We start from the raw sequence: 20,413 nt of genomic DNA on the forward strand, positions 1-20,413 counted from the left end.
TTTAGCTGTTTATGTAGCAAATTAATGAAAAAAAAAGCTATTTACAGAGAAAACGAAAAGGATAAATTTAATTTTAGCAAAAATTTATTAAAAAAATAATTCTAAGCTTTTTCCTAAAAAATAAAATTTATAAAATATATTTACATCAAGATTTAAGACTAATTCTTTTCAACAAACAACATTTTGAGCACAACTATATCAAATTCAACACTTAAGGCTTCGATTAAAAATGCCGGAGCAGAATTGTTCTCTTTAAAAGACAATCAAAATAAAGAATACATCTGGGAAGGAAATCCTGATTTTTGGGGTAAACACTCACCTATTCTTTTCCCTATTGTTGGTACATTAAAAAACAATACTTACACTATTGATAAAAAAGAATATCAATTGCCAAGACATGGTTTTGCAAGAGATATGGAATTTCAACTAATTGAAAAAAGCGGCAATAGCGCTGTTTTTTCTTTAGAATCAAATGCCGAAACTTTAAAGAAATATCCATTTGAATTTGAACTGCAGCTTATTTATACATTAGAAAATACTACGTTAAATATAGAATATGTAGTCATCAATAAAAGTAAATCAAAAATGCCTTTCTCAATTGGTGCACATCCGGCGATTGCTCTTCCTGAAAAGTTTGAAAATTATGCTTTTAAGTTTGAAAAAGCAGAACCTTTGAAATATAATCTTCTTGAAAATGATTTGATTTCGAATAAAACCGAAACTTTAAAAACTACTGAGAATGTTGTTCCGCTAAACTATAAACTTTTTGAAAATGATGCTTTAGTTTTTAAAACATTAGAATCTAATTCATTGACTATTCTTGAAAATTCAAAACCGTATGTACAAGTTGAATTTGAAGATTTTCCGAGTTTAGGAATCTGGACAAAAGATCAGGCACCTTTCGTTTGTATCGAGCCTTGGTTTGGATATTCGGACACAGCAGATAATTCAGGAGATTTGTTTAAAAAAGAAGGGATTTTGATTTTAGATGTCGATCAATCATTTCATTCAAAATTCAGTATTAAAATAGTATAATTTAAGATGTTAGAATTTAACTTTCACCCATTTCCGATAATTGAAACGGAGCGTTTACTTTTAAGAAGAATTACGAATGACGATGTAAATGAAATTTTTGAATTGCGTTCGAATCCTGAAACTATGAAATATATTCCGCGTCCATTAGTTAAAAATAATGAAGATGCTTTGGAACATATTGCTATGATTGAGGAAAAAATAGAAACTAATGTTGGAATTAATTGGGGAATTACCCTAAAAGATAATCCTAAACTTCTGGGAATTATTGGTTATTACAGAATGCAGCCCGAAAATCATCGTGCCGAAATTGGATATATGTTATCGCCTGATTTTCATGGAAAAGGAATTATTCCTGAAGCTGTAAACCGATTGATACAATATGGTTTTGAAGATTTAAAACTGCATTCTATCGAAGCGGTAATTGATCCGGAAAATTATGCATCTGAAAAAGTATTACAAAAATGTGGTTTCGTGAAAGAAGCTCATTTAAAAGAAGCTGAACTTTATGAAGGCAAATTTCTCGATAAAGTAATTTATTCTTTACTCCAGAATTAACCCTTTTACTATTCCGCACAAAAAACATTTCTTGTTAAAATCATCTATTCCTGCAATAGTAAATGCGCTATTGCGTTATATTTGTGGCCGAAAACAGATTACGTCCGCGATCACAAAAAAATACCATGAAAAAATTATTCGCCTTTATTGTTCTTTTTTTAACCATACAATTACAAAGTCAAACCTTTATAAAATTTAACGGAGCTACTGCTTTAGTAGGTATTCCAAATGTTGGTATCGAAACCAGTATTGGCGAAAAAACTACCTTTAGTTTTGATGTTATGGCTTCTTTCTGGAAATCGTTTAACGGAAATAGTCCAATGGAATTTTACACTTTTACTCCAGAAGTTCGTTATCATTTTAAAGAAAAATATAACGGATTTTATGTTGGTGCTCACGCCGGTCCTGATTTTTATCAATTACAAAAATGGAATTACTGGGATACTAACAAGTACGAACACGGTTTTGGCTACCGTTTAGGAGTTACAGTAGGTTATAATATTAAATTGAACGATAAATTTTTACTGGATATTTTTGCCGGAGGTGGATGGCATCAGGGTTTTTACCACGGATATTATAATGACGGAACGCCAGGCAGATATGAAAAAGCCCAACACTGGAACAAAAGCGGAGAATGGCTTCCGTATCGCGGCGGTGTAATGCTTTCGTATAAACTGAACTAAAATCAGCTGAGTTTAGGAAGCGTTTTTACATATAATTCTTCCACTTTTTTTCGCGCCCAATCGGTTTTTCTTAAAAAAGTAAGGCTTGATTTTACACTCGGGTTTGACATAAAGCATTTTACAGGAATTAATTCTCCTAAAGTATCAAAACCATAATAATCAACCAAAGTTTCTACAATTTTTTGAAGTGTGATTCCGTGCAGCGGATCTTTAGATTTACTTTCCATTTTATATAATTTAAATAATACAAAAGACCGTCCTCAAAAAGAACGGTCTTTTTTGCAAAATTAACGAATTCACCTAATACAATTCGTTAAATGCTAAATTAGAATATGAATTTAAATCCAAAAGAAAGCGGTGAAGTTAAATTTGGATTACTTCCCGCCAAAACCGTGTTGTAAAACGGATCTACATTTGCAACATGCGCCAACCCAAAATTTGTAACCGTCGTTTTTTCTCCATTTTTAGGCTCAATGGTCGTAGAAGTAAAATTAGCCAAATCGTAAGAGAACTCTACCGAGAAGTTTTTCGTTACAAAATAATCAAAACCTCCTGATACTGATAATCCTACCTGATTAACTTTTAACTCGCTTTCTTTTTCTTTTCCTGTAATAACCGGCAAAGCTGCTTGTCCGAAGAAATACAATGAGCCTGCTACATTCCAATATTTTCTTGCCAAAGGCTGAATCACAAATAAATCTGTTTTTGCAGCTGTTCCAGCGTTAGAATCTGCTTTTATATTAATAAACCCAATTCCTGCTCCAACAGCAACTGAAGGCGTAACAAATGTACCAACAACTGGAAGTACAGATAAACTTGTGTTTTTCAAATCTGCAGTTTTTGTCTGCTGATAACCAAATTGCGAAGTCGCAAACCAAGCTCCTTTTAAACCTTGAGCCGAATCCTGAGCTTTTACAGATAAACCAATTAATGCAATACCAACTAATGTAAAAATCTTTTTCATTTTAAGTTTGTTTTATAATTACAGAACAAACTTATGAGTAAGGTTTTGTGCCAAAGCTGATTAAAATCATAGATTAAAAGAAATCTTTAATTATATTTGACAGTATGAATGTCTTGCAATTTTCTTACTTTTGCCACCATGTTAAAATCAGTCAATATACTTAATAAGAGAGCTCGTTTTGATTACGAGATAATCGACACTTATACTGCCGGAATTGTTTTGGCGGGAACCGAAATTAAATCGATACGTTTAGGAAAAGCGAATATTACAGAAAGCTTTTGCGAATTTAGCGGTTTGGAGCTTTTTGCTATCAATACTTATATAGAAGAATATTCTTTTGGAAATCAGTTTAATCATAAATCAAGAAGTGAACGTAAATTGCTTTTAAACAAAAAAGAATTAAAAACACTTCATAAAAGCGTTCAGGCAAAAGGTCTTACTATTGTTCCGCTTAAGTTATTTACAAACGAAAAAGGTCTTGCAAAACTGCAAATTGGTCTTTGTAAAGGAAAGAAAAACTACGACAAACGTGAATCCCTAAAAGAACAAGATACAAAACGCGACTTAGACAGGATTAAAAAAGCGTACAACTAATCTTTCATTTATTCTAGCTAAATCTATGTTTATCAAAATTTTATAGTTATTTTTATAGAAACAATATAACTGTAAAATATGAAAAAGTACTTAATTCTACTCCTTGTAATTCTGTCACTTTCAGGTTGTGGCAGTAACACCACTATTGTAAACAGTTGGAGAGATCCAAAAATAACGGTTGCTCAGGAACACTTTAAAAAAGTCTTAGTTGTTGCTTTAGTTAAAGATGAAGCTTCGAGGAGAATTACCGAAAATCGAATTGCATCAAGTAATCCGATTTTTAAAACTTCTTACCAATACTTAAACGAAACTACCAAAGAACTTACAAAGGAACAAAAGCTAAAAATTCTTCAGGACGAAAATTTTGACGGCGTTGTAACCATGCGTTTGGTAAGCACCGAAAAAGAAACTACTTATGTTCCCGGATCTTACACCGGAATGTATTACGGCGGTTTCGACGGTTTATATTCTGGAGTTTATGGTTATGGTTTCGGAAATTGGTACGGAATGTATTCTCCTGCTTATTATGATCCTGGTTATTATCAGGAAACAACCTATTATATGGTTGAAACCAATATTTTTTCTTTAAAAGAAAATAAACTAATCTGGACGGGAACTACAAAATCAGATTATGTTACAGACTTAGGCCAAACTGTAGATGCTATTATGCAGGCCGTAGTTAAAGAAATGAGAAAAGACGGTTCTTTACCTCCAAAATAAAAACAAAGAAAGCAATATTTGAATTATTGCTTTTTTTATAATTTAAAAAATGACTAAATTTGTCAAGACTTAAATTTTCATCAAAAATGAAATCACTTTTAAAAAATGCAAGAGAACAAAAGGGCTTAAAAACACGTGAACTAGCGCAGCTTGCCGGAATTGATCAGGCATTAATAAGCAAATTTGAATCGGGAACACGAAAACCTACCAAAGATCAAATTACAAAACTCGCCCAGCTTTTAGAAATCGATTACGAAACTTTAATGATTGCATGGCTTAAAGAAAAAATTCTTTATGAAATTGGTGATGATGATTTAGCATTAAAAGCTCTAAAAGTTGCAGAAGATGAAATCAAATACAATAAAACTGTATCTAACCTTAAGTTGTCAACTTCTTTAGAAAAAATTTTAAAAGAAATTGATCTTTTAAAAGAAAAATTAGACTCTTACAGGCAATTCGACAGTTTTAAGATCAAACAAGCATTAGAACTTGAGTATACTTTTGAAAGCAATAGAATTGAAGGAAATACAATGACACTTCGTGAAACTGATATGGTTATTAATGAAGGTTTGACCATTTCCGGAAAAAGTATGCGAGAACATCTTGAGGCAATAAATCATCAGGAAGCCATTGGTTTTATTAAAGATTTAATGAGCAAAAATAATTCATTAAACGAACGTGATCTCTTATCTATTCATAATTTAATTCTTAGAGGAATAATTCCTGAAGATGCCGGACGTTACAGAAAAGTTCAGGTTATGATACAAGGCAGCAGCCACATGCCGCCGCAGCCTTTGTTGGTTCAACAAGAAATGGAGGAATATTTTATTTGGTATGAAATCAACAAAAACAAACTTCATCCGGTTATTTTAGCTGCTGAAATGCATGAAAGATTGGCTACAATTCATCCTTTTATTGATGGAAACGGAAGGACTTCAAGATTAATCATGAATTTAATTTTGATGCAAAAAGGATATTTAATAGCCAATATTAAAGGTGATTATGAAAACAGAATGCGTTATTATCAATCTCTGGAAACTGCTCAGACCAAAAAGGATAAAGAAGATTTTTTACTTTTTATAGCTCAAACACAAAAAGAAAGTTTAGAAAGATATATCGCAATTCTTACTCAATAAAGAAAGCCCAGCTAAAACTGGGCTTTTTCATTAATTTTTATCTTCTAATAAAGGAACAAATCTAAACTCTCCAAACTCATGTTTTTCAAATTGAGTTTCGTTCTTTCTAATTAATAAAGTCATAATCTGAACATCCTCTCCAAGCGGGATTACCAGCCTTCCTCCTATTTTTAACTGCGCCATTAACGGCTGTGGAATAAATGGCGCGCCTGCCGTTACAATAATACTATCAAACGGAGCATAATGCGGCAACCCTTTATAACCATCACCAAAAGAAACATGTTTTGGGCGAATATTTAACTTCGGAAATAAAATTGAAGTCTGTTTAAACAATTCGTTTTGTCTTTCGATAGTGTACACTTTTGCTCCTAAAGCAAATAAAACTGCCGTTTGGTAACCTGAACCAGTTCCTATTTCCAGAATCTTGTGATCTTTTTTTACTTCCAGCAACTGAGATTGAAACGCCACAGTGTACGGCTGCGAAATAGTCTGCCCTGCACCAATAGGAAAAGCCTTATCCTGATAGGCAAAATCTTCAAAACTTGAATTCAAAAAAAGGTGTCTTGGGATTTTTTTAATCGCATCCAGAACCGTTCTATCAGTAATTCCTTTTTGTTCTAAAGTGCTTACTAATTGATTACGAAGTCCTTGATGTTTGGCAGTGTCTTTCAAAATGGGTAGGTTTTATTCTCGCAAAAGTAAAGAAACTAAAAAGGAAATCAAATATTGATTTTTAATTATTAAATTAATAAAGTTAAGAGTCAAAAGTCAAAAGCTACACTGACAATTTACAATTCACAATTCACAACTCACAATTAGTTAAATTCATTTTCACGTTCGACAAATAAATTATATTTTTGTTTAAAATACATTCTCATGTTAAAAGTAGGAGTTTTAGGTGCTGGTCATCTTGGTAAAATACATTTACGCTTATTACAACAATCTGACAAATACGAATTAGTTGGATTTTACGACGAAAATCAAGAAAATGCCGAAAGAATCTCAAAAGAATTTGGCTATAAAAATTTCAGCACAATTGCAAAACTTATACACGCTGTCGATGTAATCGACATTGTAACTCCGACACTTTCTCACTATAAATGTGCAAAAGTGGCAATTAAATCAGGAAAACATATTTTTATTGAAAAGCCAATTGCCAATACCGTTGAAGAAGCCGAAGAAATTATCGCTTTAGCAAAAGAATACAACGTAAAAGGACAAGTTGGTCATGTTGAGCGTTTTAATCCAGCTTTTATTGCTACAAAAAACATGATCGAAAATCCGATGTTTATAGAAACACATCGTTTGGCAGAATTTAATCCGCGTGGTACAGACGTTCCTGTAGTTCTGGATTTAATGATTCATGACATTGATGCTATTTTAAGTGTTGTAAAATCAAAAGTAAAAAATATTAATGCAAGCGGTGTTTCGGTTATTAGTGAAACTCCGGATATTGCCAATGCCCGAATCGAATTCGAAAATGGCTGCGTTGCTAATTTAACTGCCAGTAGAATTTCTTTAAAGAATATGCGTAAATCACGTTTCTTTCAAAAAGACGCTTACATTTCAGTTGACTTTTTAGAGAAAAAATGCGAAGTAGTTCGTATGAAAGATGCACCGGAAGTCCCGGGAGATTTTGATATGATCCTGCAAAATGCAGAAGGTGTAAAAAAACAAATCTATTTTACAAATCCTGATGTAGAACAAAACAACGCAATTCTTGACGAATTAGAATCTTTTGCAAATGCAATCAATACAGATACAACTCCGGTTGTAACACTTGAACAAGCCACTGATGCATTGCGTGTTGCCTATCAAATTATTGATTGTTTCGATAAATAATATAAAAATATAACTCATTATTTTTAAGGTTTAAAGCTGGCAGAAAAGCCACTTTAAACCTTAACTTTTAAAATTTAAATACCAAAAACAAAATGAAAACTATAGCTGTAATTGGTGCAGGAACAATGGGTAACGGGATTGCTCATACATTTGCACAAAGCGGATTTACTGTAAAATTAATCGACGTTTCTGAAAAATCACTAGATAAAGGAATGGCAACTATTGCGGCCAATTTAGATCGTATGCTTTCAAAAGGAACAATTACGCAGGAAGATATTGCTAAAACAATCACTAATATTATTACCTATACTGATATAAAAGATGGCGTTGTTGGTGCTGACTTAGTTGTAGAAGCTGCAACTGAAAACGTAGAATTAAAACTAAACATTTTCAAGCAGTTAAACGAAGCTTGTTCTCACAATACCATTTTAGCAACCAATACTTCATCAATTTCGATTACACAAATTGGTTCTGTTGTTGCACATCCTGAACGCGTTATCGGAATGCACTTTATGAATCCGGTGCCAATTATGAAATTGGTTGAAATCATTCGCGGTTACAATACCAGCGATGAAGTCACAAAAATCATCATGGACTTATCTCTAAAACTAGGTAAAGTTCCTGTTGAAGTAAACGATTATCCTGGTTTCGTAGCAAATAGAATTTTAATGCCAATGCTAAACGAAGCGATCGAAACGTTATATAATAAAGTTGCCGGAGTTTATGAAATTGATACCGTAATGAAATTAGGAATGGGACACCCAATGGGACCACTTCAATTAGCTGATTTTATTGGTCTTGATGTTTGTCTTGCCATTTTAAACGTAATGTACGAAGGTTTCAAAAACCCAAAATATGCTCCTTGCCCATTATTAGTAAATATGGTTAGAGCCGGAAAACTGGGGGTAAAATCTGGTGAAGGTTTTTACGATTACAGCGAAAGTAAAAAAGCAGAGAAAATTTCGAAGCAGTTTATCTAGAAAATAATTATGAGGAATCTGTTTTTAATTGTGGTGCATTTTACAACAATCATTTGTATATCTCAAAACACAAATCCAGATTCTGATAAACAATTTACAATTCATGAAATTGACAGCATCTCTGACAAAAATGGCAGATATATAATTTCTGAAGGAAAAATTGGAGCGACTCTCGAAATTAAAGAAAAGAGACAAAAAACAAAAATTCTAAACGGAAGCGGAGGTTTCTCATACAATCTTTATCAGTATCATTTTAATGAAGAGAAATACAATGCATTATCACAAATAGAACAGAGAAAATATAATTTTGATAAATACACTAATTTAATAAAAGGAAAATATCATCAGGCAATTCACTATGAAAATGCGTATTCTGAAAATATTTATGGTGAGTTTTATTATTTTAAAACATTGCTTTTTTATGTAAAAATTAGAATTATTAAATCAGAAAATAATAAAGAAGATATTTCAGAAACATTCAGCTTGAGTCTTGCAGGATTAGACGATCCAAAAGAAATAAAAAGTTCTTTCATTAATGTAAAAAACTGGGTGAACGAAAAAAATAATGAAATATTAAAGATTTACAATCGAAAATGAGTGCAATAAAGCAAAATCTGATTCAAATAAAATCAACACTTCCTGAAAATGTAACACTAGTTGCCGTTTCAAAAACAAAACCTGTTTCAGATTTGATACAGGCTTATGAAGCCGGCCAACGCATTTTTGGAGAAAACAAAATTCAGGAAATGACTGAAAAATGGGAACAAATGCCAAAAGACATTCAATGGCATATGATTGGTCATGTTCAGTCGAATAAAGTCAAATTTATGGCACCGTTTGTGAGTTTGATTCATGGAGTTGACAGTTTGAAATTATTACAGGAAATCAACAAGCAGGCTTCAAAAAATAACAGAACAATAGATTGTCTTCTTCAAATATATATTGCCGAAGAAGAATCTAAATTTGGTTTAGACGAAAACGAACTAAATGAACTTTTAACTTCTGTGGAGTTTAAAGAGTTAAAAAATATTCGTATCTTAGGTTTAATGGGAATGGCAACCTTTACAGAAGATCAAAATCAAATAAAAAAAGAATTTACCCATTTAAAATCAATTTTTGATTCATTAAAAAATATTGATGGATATGGTAAAGACGCACTGCAGTGCGTCTCTACAATTTCTATGGGAATGTCCGGAGATTATCAACTTGCAATAGAATGCGGCAGCACAATGGTTCGCATTGGAAGCAGCATTTTTGGAGGAAGATAATTTTCAAAAGCCACTATTGTAAGACGCACTGCGGTGTGCCTCTATAAAAAACTGAATACTAAAAACTGAGACTGAACACTTAATTTGTACGCAATACTTGACATAGAAACTACTGGAGGACAGTTTAATGAAGAAGGAATTACTGAAATTGCCATCTATAAATTTGATGGACATGAAGTAATAGACCAGTTCATAAGCCTTGTCAATCCAGAAATTCCGATTCAGCCTTTCGTAGTAAAACTGACCGGAATCAACAATGCTATGTTACGTTCTGCTCCAAAGTTTTATGAAGTTGCCAAACGCATAATCGAAATAACTACCGACTGCGTTATTGTCGCTCACAACGCCTCTTTTGACTACCGAATTTTACGAACAGAATTCAGACGTTTAGGCTACGATTTTGAAGCCAGAACACTTTGTACAGTAGAATTAGCAAAAAAACTAATTCCAGAACAGCCATCGTACAGTTTAGGAAAACTAGTGCGTGCACTCGGAATTCCAATGGCCGACAGACATCGCGCCAGCGGAGACGCAATGGCAACCACAAAGCTTTTCAAAATGCTTCTTGAAAAAGATGTCGAAAAAACAATCGTAAAAGACTTTATAAAACTTGAAATCGAAAAAGGAATTGCGCCAAAATTCCTTGATCTTTTAAGTCAAATGCCAACAAAAACCGGCGTTTATTATATTTATAACGAAAGCGGAACTCTAATATACATTGGCAAAAGCCAAAATATCAAAAAGAGGATCAATCAGCATTTTACAGGAATCACAACAAAAAGTAAAAAAATACAAGCCGAAGTTTTTACCATAACGTATGATGAAACCGGAAGCGAATTAATCGCACTTTTAAAAGAAAGTCAGGAAGTAAAAATAAACCGTCCGAGATACAATCGTTCGCAAAAAAAATCATTTTTCCCATTTGCCTTATATGCTGAAAAAGATTCAAATGGTTATATAAACTTAAAACTGGAAAAAGCCGACGGACGTAAAAAAGAAATTACATCCTATGCTTCTTTGCAGGAAGGCAAAAATGCACTTTTTAAATTTACCACAAAATATCATTTATGCCAGAAATTGACCGGTTTATATCAAAGTAAAAAAGAGTGTTTTCAGTATAAAATAAAAGAATGTGACGGCGCCTGTATTGGCGAAGTAACTCCGGAAATATATAATTTAAGGGTACAGCAGTTTATTTCTGAAAACAGCTTCGAAAACAAAAGCATGATTTTAATCGACCGAGGCAGAAACGTAAACGAAAGAAGCGCTATTTTAATCGAAAACGGAACGTATCAAGGTTACGCCTATTATGATCTTAACTATCAGATTAACAATATAGATATCCTAAAAAATATCTTAATACCAATGCAGCACAACCGCGATGTAAAAAATATTATACAAAACTACATCCGCAAGAGTAAATCTCTTAAAATCCTTACTTTTTAACAAAACAAAACTTTCATTATCTTCGCAGATATGAAAAAGAGAAAATCAAAATACGAAACCTTTAGGGAAAAAGTCAAAATCATTCTATATGGTACCAATACCATTTTAGGACGAATGTTCGATTTAGTACTTTTAGGTTTGATTTTATTGAGCGTTTTATTAATAATGCTTGATACCGTTGAAGGAATTAGTCAAAAATATCATGAACAACTGCTTATTTGCGAATGGGTCATTACAGCCTTTTTTACAATTGAATATATTCTAAGAATTATCTCCATTCAAAAACCAGTTAAATACATTTTCAGCTTTTACGGAATCATCGATTTACTTGCTGTATTGCCCATGTATTTATCCATATTTTTTCCAGGTGCAGGTATTTTATCAATTGTCAGAGCACTACGTTTCTTCAGATTGTTCAAAATATTACATATCCCGCAAATTTCACATCAATCTGCACAACTTAAAGATGCTATAGAAGCCAGTAAAGAGAAAATTTTAGTTTTCATTTATTTTGTCCTTATCAGTACCGTAATTATCGGTTCGGTTATGTATTTAGTCGAAGGAAAAGAATCCGGATTTACCAGTATCCCAATGGGAATTTACTGGACAATCGTAACTTTAACAACAGTTGGTTACGGAGACATTTCACCTCAATCCCCTTTAGGACAGTTTATTGCGGCATTAGTAATGATTTTAGGTTACGGAATCATTGCTGTTCCAACCGGAATTGTAACAGCAGAATTTGCAAAAAACACTTTAAAAAACAACACAGTAAGCGGTAAAAAAACATGCAGAAAATGTCAGTCGCAAGTTCACTTTGACAACGCAAAATACTGCTACGAATGCGGAACCCAATTGCCAAATAATTAATTTATGGAGCTAATCCAGCTGTACATTGCAACTCCTCCTTATCTTTGTTGTTTTTTTAAGGCATAAAAGGAGCTTACGCTGGTCGCTCTTTTTACACCAAAAAAAATGAACAAATATAAGTCCGGGGTTTCCATTTCCATCTGGGCTAAAAAATATGAAATACCTAATAACCATTGTCGGACCAACAGCTATAGGCAAAACAGCCTTGAGTATTGCTTTGGCACATCATTTTAAATGCGAAATCGTTTCTTGCGACAGTCGTCAGTTTTTTAAAGAAATGACCATTGGAACAGCAGTTCCCAATAAAGATGAACTGAATTCAGCCCAGCATCATTTCATTCAAAACAAATCCATCTTCGAAAATTATACCGTTGGCGATTACGAAAAAGAAGCTTTAGCCAAAATTGAAGAACTATTTCAAACCAATGATTTTGTAATTCTTATTGGCGGATCAGGATTATACGTTGATGCAATTTTAAAAGGTTTTGATGAATTTCCTGAAATTAATCCGCAAGTTCGCTCAGAAGTAAATTCAAATTACGAAAAACTAGGAATTGAATATCTTCAGGAACAATTAAAAAACCTGGATCCAGAATATTATCAAAAAATAACTTTAGAAAATCCACAAACCTTGCAAAATCCACAGCGAATGATGCGTTTTGTAGAAGTTTGCATTGGAACACAAAAACCGTATTCTTCCTTTTTAAACCAAAAGAAAAACAATAGAAACTTCACTCCTATTTTAATAGGTTTAGATGCTGACAGAGAAATCATCTACAGCCGAATCAACCAGCGAGTTGACATTATGATGAAAGAAGGTTTACTTGAAGAAGCAAAAGCATTGTATCCTAATAAAGCGTTAAATGCACTTCAAACCGTCGGTTATAGAGAATTATTTAGTTATTTTGACGAAGAATTCACTTTACCATTTGCCATTGAAGAAATCAAGAAAAACACAAGAAGATTCTCCAAAAGGCAATTAACGTGGTTCAAGAGAAATGAAAACACAAAATGGTTTGATTATGCAGCAGATAGAAAAGAAATTATAGATTACATAGAAAATCTTCTAAAGTAAAATCAAAAATCTTTTTTCTATACTCTTTATTCTATTCTCTAATAGAAAAAATCTAAACTCAACAATCTAAAATCTAAAATTCAAAAATGCCAATATCTCCAAATTTCACATCAGTTTTAAGTAAAGACTGGGAAATCAATTTCACACAATGTACGCCAACTGGTTTTTTAAAATATACCGATTTGTGTAATATTTTACAATTAACCGCCGCAGCGCATTCAGAAATTGGGGGAATTAGTTTTTATGATATGCAGGAATTTCACCAAGCCTGGGTTTTAAGCCGAATGCGCGTTGAAGTTCACTCTTTACCAAAATGGCAGGATGTTGTAACCGTAAAAACATGGATCAACAGTCTGGAAAATTCACGCTCGGTCCGTGCGTTGGAAATGTATGTAAACGGAAAAAAAATCGTAGGCTGCGAAACGTATTGGGCAGTTTTCAATACACAATTACGCCGTCCGGAAGCTTTGGCTTTACCTTACGAACATTTTGAATTATTCCCTGAAAACAGAGCTACAGAAGAAGGTTTTTCTAAAATAAACATCAATCACGAAAAAGAAGCTGTTTTTGAAAAAATAGTTTATTTATCTGATTTAGACATTGTAAATCACGTAAATAACGTAAAATATTTAGAATGGTGTCTGGATCACGTTGACCCAAAAAGAATCATGAAACAAGAAGTTAAAAGCTTCGAAATGAATTTCATGAAAGAGCTTTCCCTAAAAGATAATGTTGTAATTCACGAAAGCGAAGATGATGATCATACAACAGCAACATTCAGCATTACAAAAGGTGAAAAAACTTGTTTTGCTTTGGAGCTGCATTGGAAATAAAATTGCCCACAGATTAAACGGATTAAACTGATAAACACAGATTTTTAATTTAAAATTCGTGGGAATTCATGAAATTCGTGACAAACAAAAAACGATGCAATCTTGCATCGTTTTTCTTTCAATCAAAATCATTTCGATTTCTTTTTAGAATCTTTTTTAGATTTCTTTTTCTTCTTTAGCAAATCCATCTTGCCTTCAATTCTTTTTTCTACATCGCTAATATTGCATTCGTATGCAAATTGTAAAGAATGAAGTTTAGCATTTTTTATCTCTTTTAATGCATTCTTAAATTCATGTTGTGCTTCCAAAAGAATTGCTTTTTTAACGTAAATATCAGATTTGTTAATCCCTTTTATGGTTAAAGCAAAATCAATTAACTTTTGTGCTTCTTCATAATCTTCATTCAAAATTAAAGTCTGTAAATAATACGGATAAACTTCAAGCGCATGAATATTAATCGATAAAGCTTCCTGAAAATAGGGTTTTGCCTCTTCATAATTCATTAATTGTTCAGCCTGAATTCTTCCGTATAAACACAAAACCATTGTGTTTTTTGCATCATAAGAAAAAGCATAATCTAAAGACTCAATCGTTTCTTCAAGCGAATACGGATAGTTATCCAAAGCCTGAAAAAGGTATTTATCAATTGTTTTCATGTCGTAAATCGTTTTTTAATTTCTGACGAGTTCCTTTGTAACTTTTCTCTACTTTATTCTTTTTAAAATCACTTCCAGTAAAAACTCTAACAGGATTTCCACGCTCGATATTCAGCTGATTTTCCCATTGTTTCCCCACGTGATTTTTAAGCTGAACCAATTTCTCGTCTTCTAGTTTTTTTAATAATCTTTCCGTAGCCAGTTTTTTGTTTTGATGCTGCGAGCGGCTGTCCATAGAAACAACCGCAATCCCTGTTGGAATATGCGTCGCCCGAATCGCCGAACTCACTTTGTTTACGTGCTGACCGCCTGCTCCCGAACTTCGCATTGCCTGATATTGAATATCATTTTCCGAAACTGATGTATTTTTTTGCTGTTCGATTTCAAAAATTCCAATAAACCAGTTCTTGCGTTTGTGCATTTTCCTAAACTGACTCTGACCAATCCATTGAATTGTTCCAATCCAAGATTTTACAAAGCTCTCAGCATTTTTTCCTTTTACAGAAATTGAAGCTGTTTCAACCGTTCCGTTTTCTTCTCCAACTTCCCGTTGCAGCAACACAACATCTAATTGCTGATCTTGTGCTTCTTCCAGCACTTTTTTAAGCACTTGGGCGACAACCCAAGTGCATTCTGCAGGTCCACGACCCGCTGTTATTTGAATTATTCTTTCCATTTTTCTAATATTTTAAGAAGCTTTTCTCTGTTTTTCGCTTCTTTTATAAATTTTGGAAGTCTTGAAATCATTGTTCCATTACCACTACCATTATTATTTCTTTCTCTTAAACCAGCTTTAATGTATCTTTCCAAATACGCTATATGTTCCTGATTGTAAGCCCAAAAAATTGATTTCCCAAAATCTTTTTGATACCAGATTTCTACATTAAAATTTGTATCATACATCTTAGAATTATCTCTATCAAATACAAAAGGAACCATGTCAATTCTTGGTTTATAATGTTTAACTTCACTACAAATCGGGCATTTTAACTTAATTTGTTTTGGTTCTTCATTTAGTAATTGCGATTGAAACTGTATCTTATCCTCATTATTACAGCAGTATGCATCTACATAAGCGAGATACTTTACAGCTACTTCTTTTTGAGAATAATAGCAATTTTTACATTCTAAAATTCTTTTATCAGAGTAATACCATTCAGATACAAAAGTTCTTCTAACAATTGCTTTTGAAGCACACTTTGGGCATTTTACATTGATAATATCTCCAAAGCTGCCCAACCATTTATTTTCATCTTGAAATCTTTCCATAATTTTACTTTTTTAACGATCCATTCTAACAATCTTCGGCGTAAAAGTTCCTAAGACTTCGACCAAATCGGTTTGGTTTGCCATTACTTTTGTAATGTCTTTGTATGCCATTGGAGCTTCATCAATATTTCCACCAATCAAGGTTACATCATTTGCTTTCAATACCTTTTTGATTTCACTTTGCGTAAAAGTGCTTTTGCATTTTGCTCTCGAAAATAAACGTCCGGCGCCATGCGAAGCAGAATTTAAACTCTCTGCATTTCCTTTCCCTTTCACAATGTAACCTGGAGCAGTCATTGAACCAGGAATAATTCCCAATTGCCCTTCTGCAGCAGGAGTTGCTCCTTTTCTGTGCACAATACATTCCTGACCGTTTACCATTTCTTTCCATGCAAAATTGTGATGGTTTTCAATTGTAACCACTACTCTTTTTCCTATTGCTTTAGCAATTCGTCTATGAATATCATCGTGACAGGCTTTTGCATATTCTCCAGCTAAATTCATTGCCAGCCAATATTCCTGACCATCGTGTGTATTCAAATCCAGCCAGGCCAAATGCTGTACATTTTTTGGCAACGGACATTGTTTTGTTGCCAAATAAGTATAATGCTTCGCAATATTTGCACCTAAACCACGAGAGCCGCTATGTGAAAGAACTGCGAAATATTCGCCTTTTTCAAGCTTCCATTCATTCTCCGGGTTTTCAATTTTAGCAATTCCGAATTCTACAAAATGGTTTCCTCCGCCTGAACTTCCTAATTGCTTATAAGCTTTTGGCAAAAGATTCTTTAGCAGCGGAATATCCTGAAATTCACTTTTATGAAAAACTTCATGATCTACTCTTGAAGCGTGTGTTTCATTCATCCCGAATTTTGTATTGTCTTTTAAAATTGATTCTAACTGATGTTCTTTTCCTTTGAAATGCGACGCTGGCAAATCAAAAATTGAAAGACTCATTCGGCATCCAATATCAACTCCAACTCCGTATGGAATCACAGCGTTATCTGTTGCTAAAACTCCGCCAATTGGCAATCCATATCCCGAATGCGCATCTGGCATTAAAGCTCCGGCTACTGAAATTGGCAGTTTCAACGAATCATACAATTGAAATTTTGCCTGCTGGTCAATTTCATTTTCACCAAAAATCGTAAAAGGAGCTCTTGTTGCTTTAAGCTGATGCATTCTTACCTGAACCGGTTTAATCAAACCTTCGGCAACTTTTCCCCAAGTTCCGTGGCCTTCAAATTTTTCAGGATTCAGCAGAACGTCTTTTGCCTCTATTAGAATAGATTCTTTTTTTTCTCTTTTTCTATATCTGTTTATCTGCCCTAAAGCAATATTTATTGAATTGTTCTTTGGAAAACCCAATTTAATCAGGTCTTTTCCAGTTAATTTATTTCCCATAAATTTTTTATAATTATGTTGATGCATAATCAAATCAGATTGAAACCAATCAAGGATTCAAGAATGAAATAAGCATGCGGATTTTTTATCCTTTCGGATAGTTTGTAAAATATTCTTCGGGAAAATTTTGAAGTGTCTAGAATAAAAAAAGCCCGAAACTAAATGTCTTCGGGCTTTTTTATATATCTAAAAATGTATTTCTAAGATTGAAATAAGCCACGAAGAAGTGCTGCACCAAATCCGTTTGGTGTGAAGCTTTGTGATGTCAATGTAAGTACAAACATTTTTCTTCGTTTTTAAAGGGTTATTATTTTTTTCGTCTGCAAATATTCAGAATTGTTTTTTGAATTTCCAAATTTATTTTTCAGAAAAGTCGTGTAAAAAATGTTTTTGGCTTTAAATTCTTTAACAAATAAGAAGTTATTATTCTAAAAATGAGAGCAATAAACGCTGTAAAAATAAAATTAAAAATTCTAGTATTTTATGTCTTTTTTGTCATTTCGACCGAAAGGAGAAATCGCACGCGTATATCGACAAAGATTCTTGATTCTCTTTGCGTAGACGCACTGCTGTGCGTCTCTATAATTTACGTTATCTATAAATCATGACAATTCATATTTTAATGTAGAGATGCACTGCAGTGCATCTAAACAAAGATTGGCGACTTTAATTTCCTTTCTAAACATAAAAAAAGCCCTGATTTCTCAGAGCTTTTGTATTGTTTTTAGGTGAATTCGTTATTCAGAAACTTTGCTTTTTACAACTAATCTGAAACCTTCTCCGTGAATGTTAAGAATCTCAACATCTTCATCAGATTTTAGGTATTTTCTAAGTTTAGCGATGTAAACGTCCATACTTCTTGAAGTAAAGTAGTTGTCATCTCTCCAGATTTTAGTCAAAGCTAATTCTCTAGGCATTAAATCATTTTCATGAAGAATTAACATTTTAAGCAATTCATTCTCTTTTGGAGACAATTTAATTGGCTCTTCATCCTGGAAAGTCAGGAATCTAAGTTTTGAGTTTAAATGGAATTTACCAATATTAAATTCAAATTGTACTTGTTCTGCTTTTGTATCAGCTGATTTTCTTTGAATAATCGCTTTGATTTTCATCAATAAAACTTCTGAGTCAAAAGGCTTGTTTAAATAATCGTCAGCACCAGCTTTGTATCCTTTTAACACATCTTCTTTCATAGATTTTGCCGTCAAGAAGATAATTGGCACTTCACTGTTTTTTTCTCTAATTTCTTTTGCTAAAGTATAACCATCTTTATAAGGCATCATTACATCGAGAATACATAAATCATACACATCCTTCTTGAATTTCTCGAAACCTTCCATACCGTTTTTAGCTAAAGTAACTTCAAAGTCATTTAACATTAGATAATCTTTAAGAACCGCCCCAAAATTTAGGTCATCTTCTACTAAAAGTATTCTTTTGTTAGTATTTTCCATATTTTAATTTATTAATGGTATTTTTATTATAAAGGTGCTACCTTTTCCTTTTTCGCTTTCAACATATACTTGACCATTATGGTCCTCTACAATTCTTTTTACGTATGCAAGACCTAAGCCGTGCCCTTTTACATTATGAAGGTCTCCAGTGTGCTCTCTATAAAACTTCTCGAACACTCGCTTTTGAGCTATCTTACTCATTCCCAATCCATGATCTCTTACTTTTATCAAAATCATGTCTTTTACATTTTCAGTAAAAATTTCGATTTCAGGAATATCAGGTGAATATTTTATGGCATTCTCTAAAATATTAACCAGAACGTTTGTAAAATGAACTTCATTAATCAAACAAGTCGTTCTTGCTGCATTATAATGTTTTACTACTGTACCTTTTCTATCTTCTAAAATCAAATTTACATGCTCAATTGCATCGTCAATTACATCTGTCACCACGGTTGGTTCTTTAGTAATATCAAGTTCTCGTTTTTCTAGTTTAGAAATACGCAAAACGTTCTCAACCTGCGCATGCATTCTTTTATTTTCATCCCTTATCATTTGAAGATATCTATAAACTTTGTCTTTATCTTCGATAATTTTAGGGTTTCTAATCGCATCAAGTGCTAAATTTATTGTCGCAATTGGAGTTTTAAACTCGTGCGTCATATTATTTATAAAATCTGTTTTGATTTCAGAAATATGTTTCTGACGCAATAATTGATTCAAGGCACTCGTGTATGCAACTATTATAATTAATGTAAAAACTATTGATAAAATAGTAATACTTAATAATTCAGATAATAAAAATTTCTTTTTATGAGGAAATGTAACTGACAATTCATATCTGCTATTTCCTTCGTTATCAGTATATATCGGAATATTATAAGTTGCTTCTTTATCGTAGTGAAATCCATCCGATTTAATTTTGGTTGGAACACCGCTACTATAAATTCCAAATTCAAATTTGGTTTTAACTCCGTACTCTTGTAATTCTTTCTTTAAAAGCTTAGAAAGTTTATCTTTAGTAATTCTACCTTCAATTGGAGTTAAGGACGCAATATCTTTATACTGAATTTGCTGCTGAACTTTATTTAAAATATCTAAACTTCCTGATTTTTCAATTGTAAGGTCCGGTATTATACTTTGACCTAAATTGTTATTATCAATTCCGTTATTGTTATTATATACTTCGGTTACTCTTTTAGAGCTGAAATTCTTAAATCGCTCACTACTGAATTTTTTATTAAAAAACGATCCGCTTATATCGTAATCTTCAGAAGTCAGCGTATTAGAATAAACAATTGTTTTATTTGTTTTTGCATTTCTCTGCACATAAAACACTTGAAGTAAGTCCTCTTTTTTAGGAATTTTACCGGTACTGTCTTTTATGCGGTTGTATTTATCGTAAAAACTGTATTCTTCTTGCTGTTCAAGCTTGTCAGCTACATTTCCGATAACTTGGGTAACGTGGTATTTAAATTGCTCTTCGTTATTTTTAAATGAAGAGTTAAACCAAAATACCTGCACTAGAATTATCCCTATTAAGGACAAACTCATCAGTAAAACAAGTATTCTAAAAAATAATTTATTCATCGAAACAAAATTAATATTTTAACAATATACTAAATAATA

The 20,413-nt window shown here is 32.7% G+C and carries 23 protein-coding genes; 14 read left to right on the forward strand and 9 right to left on the reverse strand.

The features are described 5' to 3' along the window. Positions 1–183 precede the first annotated feature (183 nt). The 3 genes from J2Y38_RS12375 to J2Y38_RS12385 all read left to right on the forward strand — a co-directional run bounded on the left by J2Y38_RS12375 (position 184) and on the right by J2Y38_RS12385 (position 2,273). Positions 184–1,035, forward strand: coding sequence for an aldose 1-epimerase family protein (locus J2Y38_RS12375; protein ID WP_309842903.1), 852 nt, complete (start codon positions 184–186; stop codon positions 1,033–1,035). Between the two features lie 6 nt (positions 1,036–1,041). After that, positions 1,042–1,590, forward strand: coding sequence for a GNAT family N-acetyltransferase (locus J2Y38_RS12380; protein WP_309842906.1), 549 nt, complete (start codon positions 1,042–1,044; stop codon positions 1,588–1,590). 125 nt (positions 1,591–1,715) lie between these two features. Beyond that, positions 1,716–2,273: a DUF3575 domain-containing protein gene (locus tag J2Y38_RS12385; RefSeq protein ID WP_309842909.1), complete on the forward strand. Its 558-nt coding sequence runs from the start codon at positions 1,716–1,718 to the stop codon at positions 2,271–2,273. A gap of 2 nt (positions 2,274–2,275) precedes the next feature. On the opposite strand, the gene J2Y38_RS12390 is transcribed toward J2Y38_RS12385, so the two are convergent. Together J2Y38_RS12390 and J2Y38_RS12395 are read right to left on the reverse strand one after the other, a co-directional pair. Then, positions 2,276–2,500, reverse strand: a complete 225-nt coding sequence (locus J2Y38_RS12390) for a VF530 family protein (RefSeq protein ID WP_309842912.1) — start codon at positions 2,498–2,500, stop codon at positions 2,276–2,278. 98 nt (positions 2,501–2,598) lie between these two features. After that, entirely contained in the window at positions 2,599–3,237 is a 639-nt protein-coding gene (locus J2Y38_RS12395) for a hypothetical protein (RefSeq protein ID WP_309842915.1), read from the reverse strand. Between the two features lie 138 nt (positions 3,238–3,375). Here J2Y38_RS12395 and smpB point away from each other — a divergent pair, with 138 nt between their 5' ends. The 3 genes from smpB to J2Y38_RS12410 all read left to right on the forward strand — a co-directional run bounded on the left by smpB (position 3,376) and on the right by J2Y38_RS12410 (position 5,687). After that, entirely contained in the window at positions 3,376–3,831 is a 456-nt protein-coding gene (gene smpB, locus J2Y38_RS12400; RefSeq protein WP_073482130.1) for an SsrA-binding protein SmpB, read from the forward strand. 78 nt (positions 3,832–3,909) lie between these two features. Beyond that, on the forward strand, positions 3,910–4,551 hold the full coding sequence (locus J2Y38_RS12405) for a hypothetical protein (RefSeq protein ID WP_291144592.1): 642 nt from the start codon (positions 3,910–3,912) through the stop codon (positions 4,549–4,551). Positions 4,552–4,637: 86 nt separating this feature from the next. Beyond that, a complete protein-coding gene (locus J2Y38_RS12410; protein WP_309842922.1) occupies positions 4,638–5,687 on the forward strand; it encodes a Fic family protein in 1,050 nt (349 codons plus the stop codon). A 30-nt stretch (positions 5,688–5,717) separates the two neighbouring features. Here J2Y38_RS12410 and J2Y38_RS12415 read toward each other — a convergent pair whose 3' ends face one another. Further along, positions 5,718–6,359, reverse strand: coding sequence for a protein-L-isoaspartate(D-aspartate) O-methyltransferase (locus J2Y38_RS12415; protein ID WP_073482136.1), 642 nt, complete (start codon positions 6,357–6,359; stop codon positions 5,718–5,720). Positions 6,360–6,563: 204 nt separating this feature from the next. Between J2Y38_RS12415 and J2Y38_RS12420 the strand changes: the two genes are divergently transcribed. From J2Y38_RS12420 to J2Y38_RS12455, 8 genes are all read left to right on the forward strand, one after another. Next, on the forward strand, positions 6,564–7,529 hold the full coding sequence (locus J2Y38_RS12420; protein WP_256634491.1) for a Gfo/Idh/MocA family protein: 966 nt from the start codon (positions 6,564–6,566) through the stop codon (positions 7,527–7,529). A 92-nt stretch (positions 7,530–7,621) separates the two neighbouring features. Then, positions 7,622–8,509, forward strand: coding sequence for a 3-hydroxyacyl-CoA dehydrogenase NAD-binding domain-containing protein (locus J2Y38_RS12425; protein ID WP_309842928.1), 888 nt, complete (start codon positions 7,622–7,624; stop codon positions 8,507–8,509). Positions 8,510–8,518: 9 nt separating this feature from the next. Next, positions 8,519–9,106, forward strand: a complete 588-nt coding sequence (locus J2Y38_RS12430) for a hypothetical protein (RefSeq protein WP_309842931.1) — start codon at positions 8,519–8,521, stop codon at positions 9,104–9,106. Further along, entirely contained in the window at positions 9,103–9,777 is a 675-nt protein-coding gene (locus J2Y38_RS12435; RefSeq protein WP_309842935.1) for a YggS family pyridoxal phosphate-dependent enzyme, read from the forward strand. The genes J2Y38_RS12430 and J2Y38_RS12435 overlap by 4 nt, the downstream gene beginning before the upstream one ends. 84 nt (positions 9,778–9,861) lie before the next feature. Beyond that, on the forward strand, positions 9,862–11,223 hold the full coding sequence (locus J2Y38_RS12440) for an exonuclease domain-containing protein (protein ID WP_309842937.1): 1,362 nt from the start codon (positions 9,862–9,864) through the stop codon (positions 11,221–11,223). 30 nt (positions 11,224–11,253) lie between these two features. Then, positions 11,254–12,093, forward strand: coding sequence for an ion transporter (locus J2Y38_RS12445; protein ID WP_309842940.1), 840 nt, complete (start codon positions 11,254–11,256; stop codon positions 12,091–12,093). Positions 12,094–12,247: 154 nt separating this feature from the next. After that, positions 12,248–13,168 (forward strand): tRNA (adenosine(37)-N6)-dimethylallyltransferase MiaA, encoded by a 921-nt coding sequence (miaA, locus tag J2Y38_RS12450; protein ID WP_309842942.1) that lies wholly within the window; start codon positions 12,248–12,250, stop codon positions 13,166–13,168. A gap of 86 nt (positions 13,169–13,254) precedes the next feature. After that, the gene (locus J2Y38_RS12455; RefSeq protein WP_309842944.1) at positions 13,255–14,001 is read left to right on the forward strand and encodes an acyl-ACP thioesterase domain-containing protein; all 747 of its coding nucleotides are present in this window, start codon (positions 13,255–13,257) and stop codon (positions 13,999–14,001) included. Between the two features lie 128 nt (positions 14,002–14,129). Here the strand turns inward: J2Y38_RS12455 and J2Y38_RS12460 are convergent, their stop codons facing one another. The 6 genes from J2Y38_RS12460 to J2Y38_RS12485 all read right to left on the reverse strand — a co-directional run bounded on the left by J2Y38_RS12460 (position 14,130) and on the right by J2Y38_RS12485 (position 20,374). Then, positions 14,130–14,657 carry a hypothetical protein gene (locus J2Y38_RS12460; protein ID WP_309842946.1) on the reverse strand — a complete coding sequence of 176 codons (528 nt, stop codon included), beginning with the start codon at positions 14,655–14,657 and terminating at the stop codon, positions 14,130–14,132. Continuing rightward, positions 14,644–15,333, reverse strand: a complete 690-nt coding sequence (gene prfH, locus J2Y38_RS12465; protein ID WP_309842948.1) for a peptide chain release factor H — start codon at positions 15,331–15,333, stop codon at positions 14,644–14,646. Before prfH ends, J2Y38_RS12460 begins: the two co-directional genes overlap by 14 nt. Next, on the reverse strand, positions 15,321–15,926 hold the full coding sequence (locus tag J2Y38_RS12470; protein ID WP_309842951.1) for a hypothetical protein: 606 nt from the start codon (positions 15,924–15,926) through the stop codon (positions 15,321–15,323). The genes prfH and J2Y38_RS12470 overlap by 13 nt, the downstream gene beginning before the upstream one ends. A 12-nt stretch (positions 15,927–15,938) precedes the next feature. Next, positions 15,939–17,330, reverse strand: a complete 1,392-nt coding sequence (locus J2Y38_RS12475; protein WP_309842954.1) for an RtcB family protein — start codon at positions 17,328–17,330, stop codon at positions 15,939–15,941. A gap of 737 nt (positions 17,331–18,067) precedes the next feature. Then, positions 18,068–18,784 (reverse strand): response regulator transcription factor, encoded by a 717-nt coding sequence (locus tag J2Y38_RS12480; protein ID WP_012025443.1) that lies wholly within the window; start codon positions 18,782–18,784, stop codon positions 18,068–18,070. Between the two features lie 3 nt (positions 18,785–18,787). Continuing rightward, complete coding sequence (locus J2Y38_RS12485) at positions 18,788–20,374, reverse strand: HAMP domain-containing sensor histidine kinase (RefSeq protein ID WP_309842960.1); 1,587 nt, start codon at positions 20,372–20,374, stop codon at positions 18,788–18,790. Between the last annotated feature and the right edge of the window lie 39 nt (positions 20,375–20,413).

Source organism: Flavobacterium sp. 2755, assembly GCF_031455715.1.
Taxonomy (GTDB): Bacteria; Bacteroidota; Bacteroidia; order Flavobacteriales; family Flavobacteriaceae; genus Flavobacterium.

Excerpts from the sequence above, each read along its gene's own strand:
- J2Y38_RS12410 (WP_309842922.1), top strand. The coding sequence starts at position 4,638 with ATGAAATCACTTTTAAAAAATGCAAGAGAACAAAAGGGCTTAAAAACA.
- J2Y38_RS12475 (WP_309842954.1), bottom strand. The coding sequence starts at position 17,330 with ATGGGAAATAAATTAACTGGAAAAGACCTGATTAAATTGGGTTTTCCA.
- J2Y38_RS12480 (WP_012025443.1), bottom strand. The coding sequence starts at position 18,784 with ATGGAAAATACTAACAAAAGAATACTTTTAGTAGAAGATGACCTAAAT.
- J2Y38_RS12445 (WP_309842940.1), top strand. The coding sequence starts at position 11,254 with ATGAAAAAGAGAAAATCAAAATACGAAACCTTTAGGGAAAAAGTCAAA.
- J2Y38_RS12405 (WP_291144592.1), top strand. The coding sequence starts at position 3,910 with ATGAAAAAGTACTTAATTCTACTCCTTGTAATTCTGTCACTTTCAGGT.
- prfH (WP_309842948.1), bottom strand. The coding sequence starts at position 15,333 with ATGGAAAGAATAATTCAAATAACAGCGGGTCGTGGACCTGCAGAATGC.
- J2Y38_RS12425 (WP_309842928.1), top strand. The coding sequence starts at position 7,622 with ATGAAAACTATAGCTGTAATTGGTGCAGGAACAATGGGTAACGGGATT.
- J2Y38_RS12380 (WP_309842906.1), top strand. The coding sequence starts at position 1,042 with ATGTTAGAATTTAACTTTCACCCATTTCCGATAATTGAAACGGAGCGT.
- J2Y38_RS12420 (WP_256634491.1), top strand. The coding sequence starts at position 6,564 with ATGTTAAAAGTAGGAGTTTTAGGTGCTGGTCATCTTGGTAAAATACAT.
- smpB (WP_073482130.1), top strand. The coding sequence starts at position 3,376 with ATGTTAAAATCAGTCAATATACTTAATAAGAGAGCTCGTTTTGATTAC.
- miaA (WP_309842942.1), top strand. The coding sequence starts at position 12,248 with ATGAAATACCTAATAACCATTGTCGGACCAACAGCTATAGGCAAAACA.
- J2Y38_RS12460 (WP_309842946.1), bottom strand. The coding sequence starts at position 14,657 with ATGAAAACAATTGATAAATACCTTTTTCAGGCTTTGGATAACTATCCG.
- J2Y38_RS12485 (WP_309842960.1), bottom strand. The coding sequence starts at position 20,374 with ATGAATAAATTATTTTTTAGAATACTTGTTTTACTGATGAGTTTGTCC.
- J2Y38_RS12385 (WP_309842909.1), top strand. The coding sequence starts at position 1,716 with ATGAAAAAATTATTCGCCTTTATTGTTCTTTTTTTAACCATACAATTA.
- J2Y38_RS12430 (WP_309842931.1), top strand. The coding sequence starts at position 8,519 with ATGAGGAATCTGTTTTTAATTGTGGTGCATTTTACAACAATCATTTGT.
- J2Y38_RS12470 (WP_309842951.1), bottom strand. The coding sequence starts at position 15,926 with ATGGAAAGATTTCAAGATGAAAATAAATGGTTGGGCAGCTTTGGAGAT.
- J2Y38_RS12395 (WP_309842915.1), bottom strand. The coding sequence starts at position 3,237 with ATGAAAAAGATTTTTACATTAGTTGGTATTGCATTAATTGGTTTATCT.
- J2Y38_RS12455 (WP_309842944.1), top strand. The coding sequence starts at position 13,255 with ATGCCAATATCTCCAAATTTCACATCAGTTTTAAGTAAAGACTGGGAA.
- J2Y38_RS12390 (WP_309842912.1), bottom strand. The coding sequence starts at position 2,500 with ATGGAAAGTAAATCTAAAGATCCGCTGCACGGAATCACACTTCAAAAA.
- J2Y38_RS12435 (WP_309842935.1), top strand. The coding sequence starts at position 9,103 with ATGAGTGCAATAAAGCAAAATCTGATTCAAATAAAATCAACACTTCCT.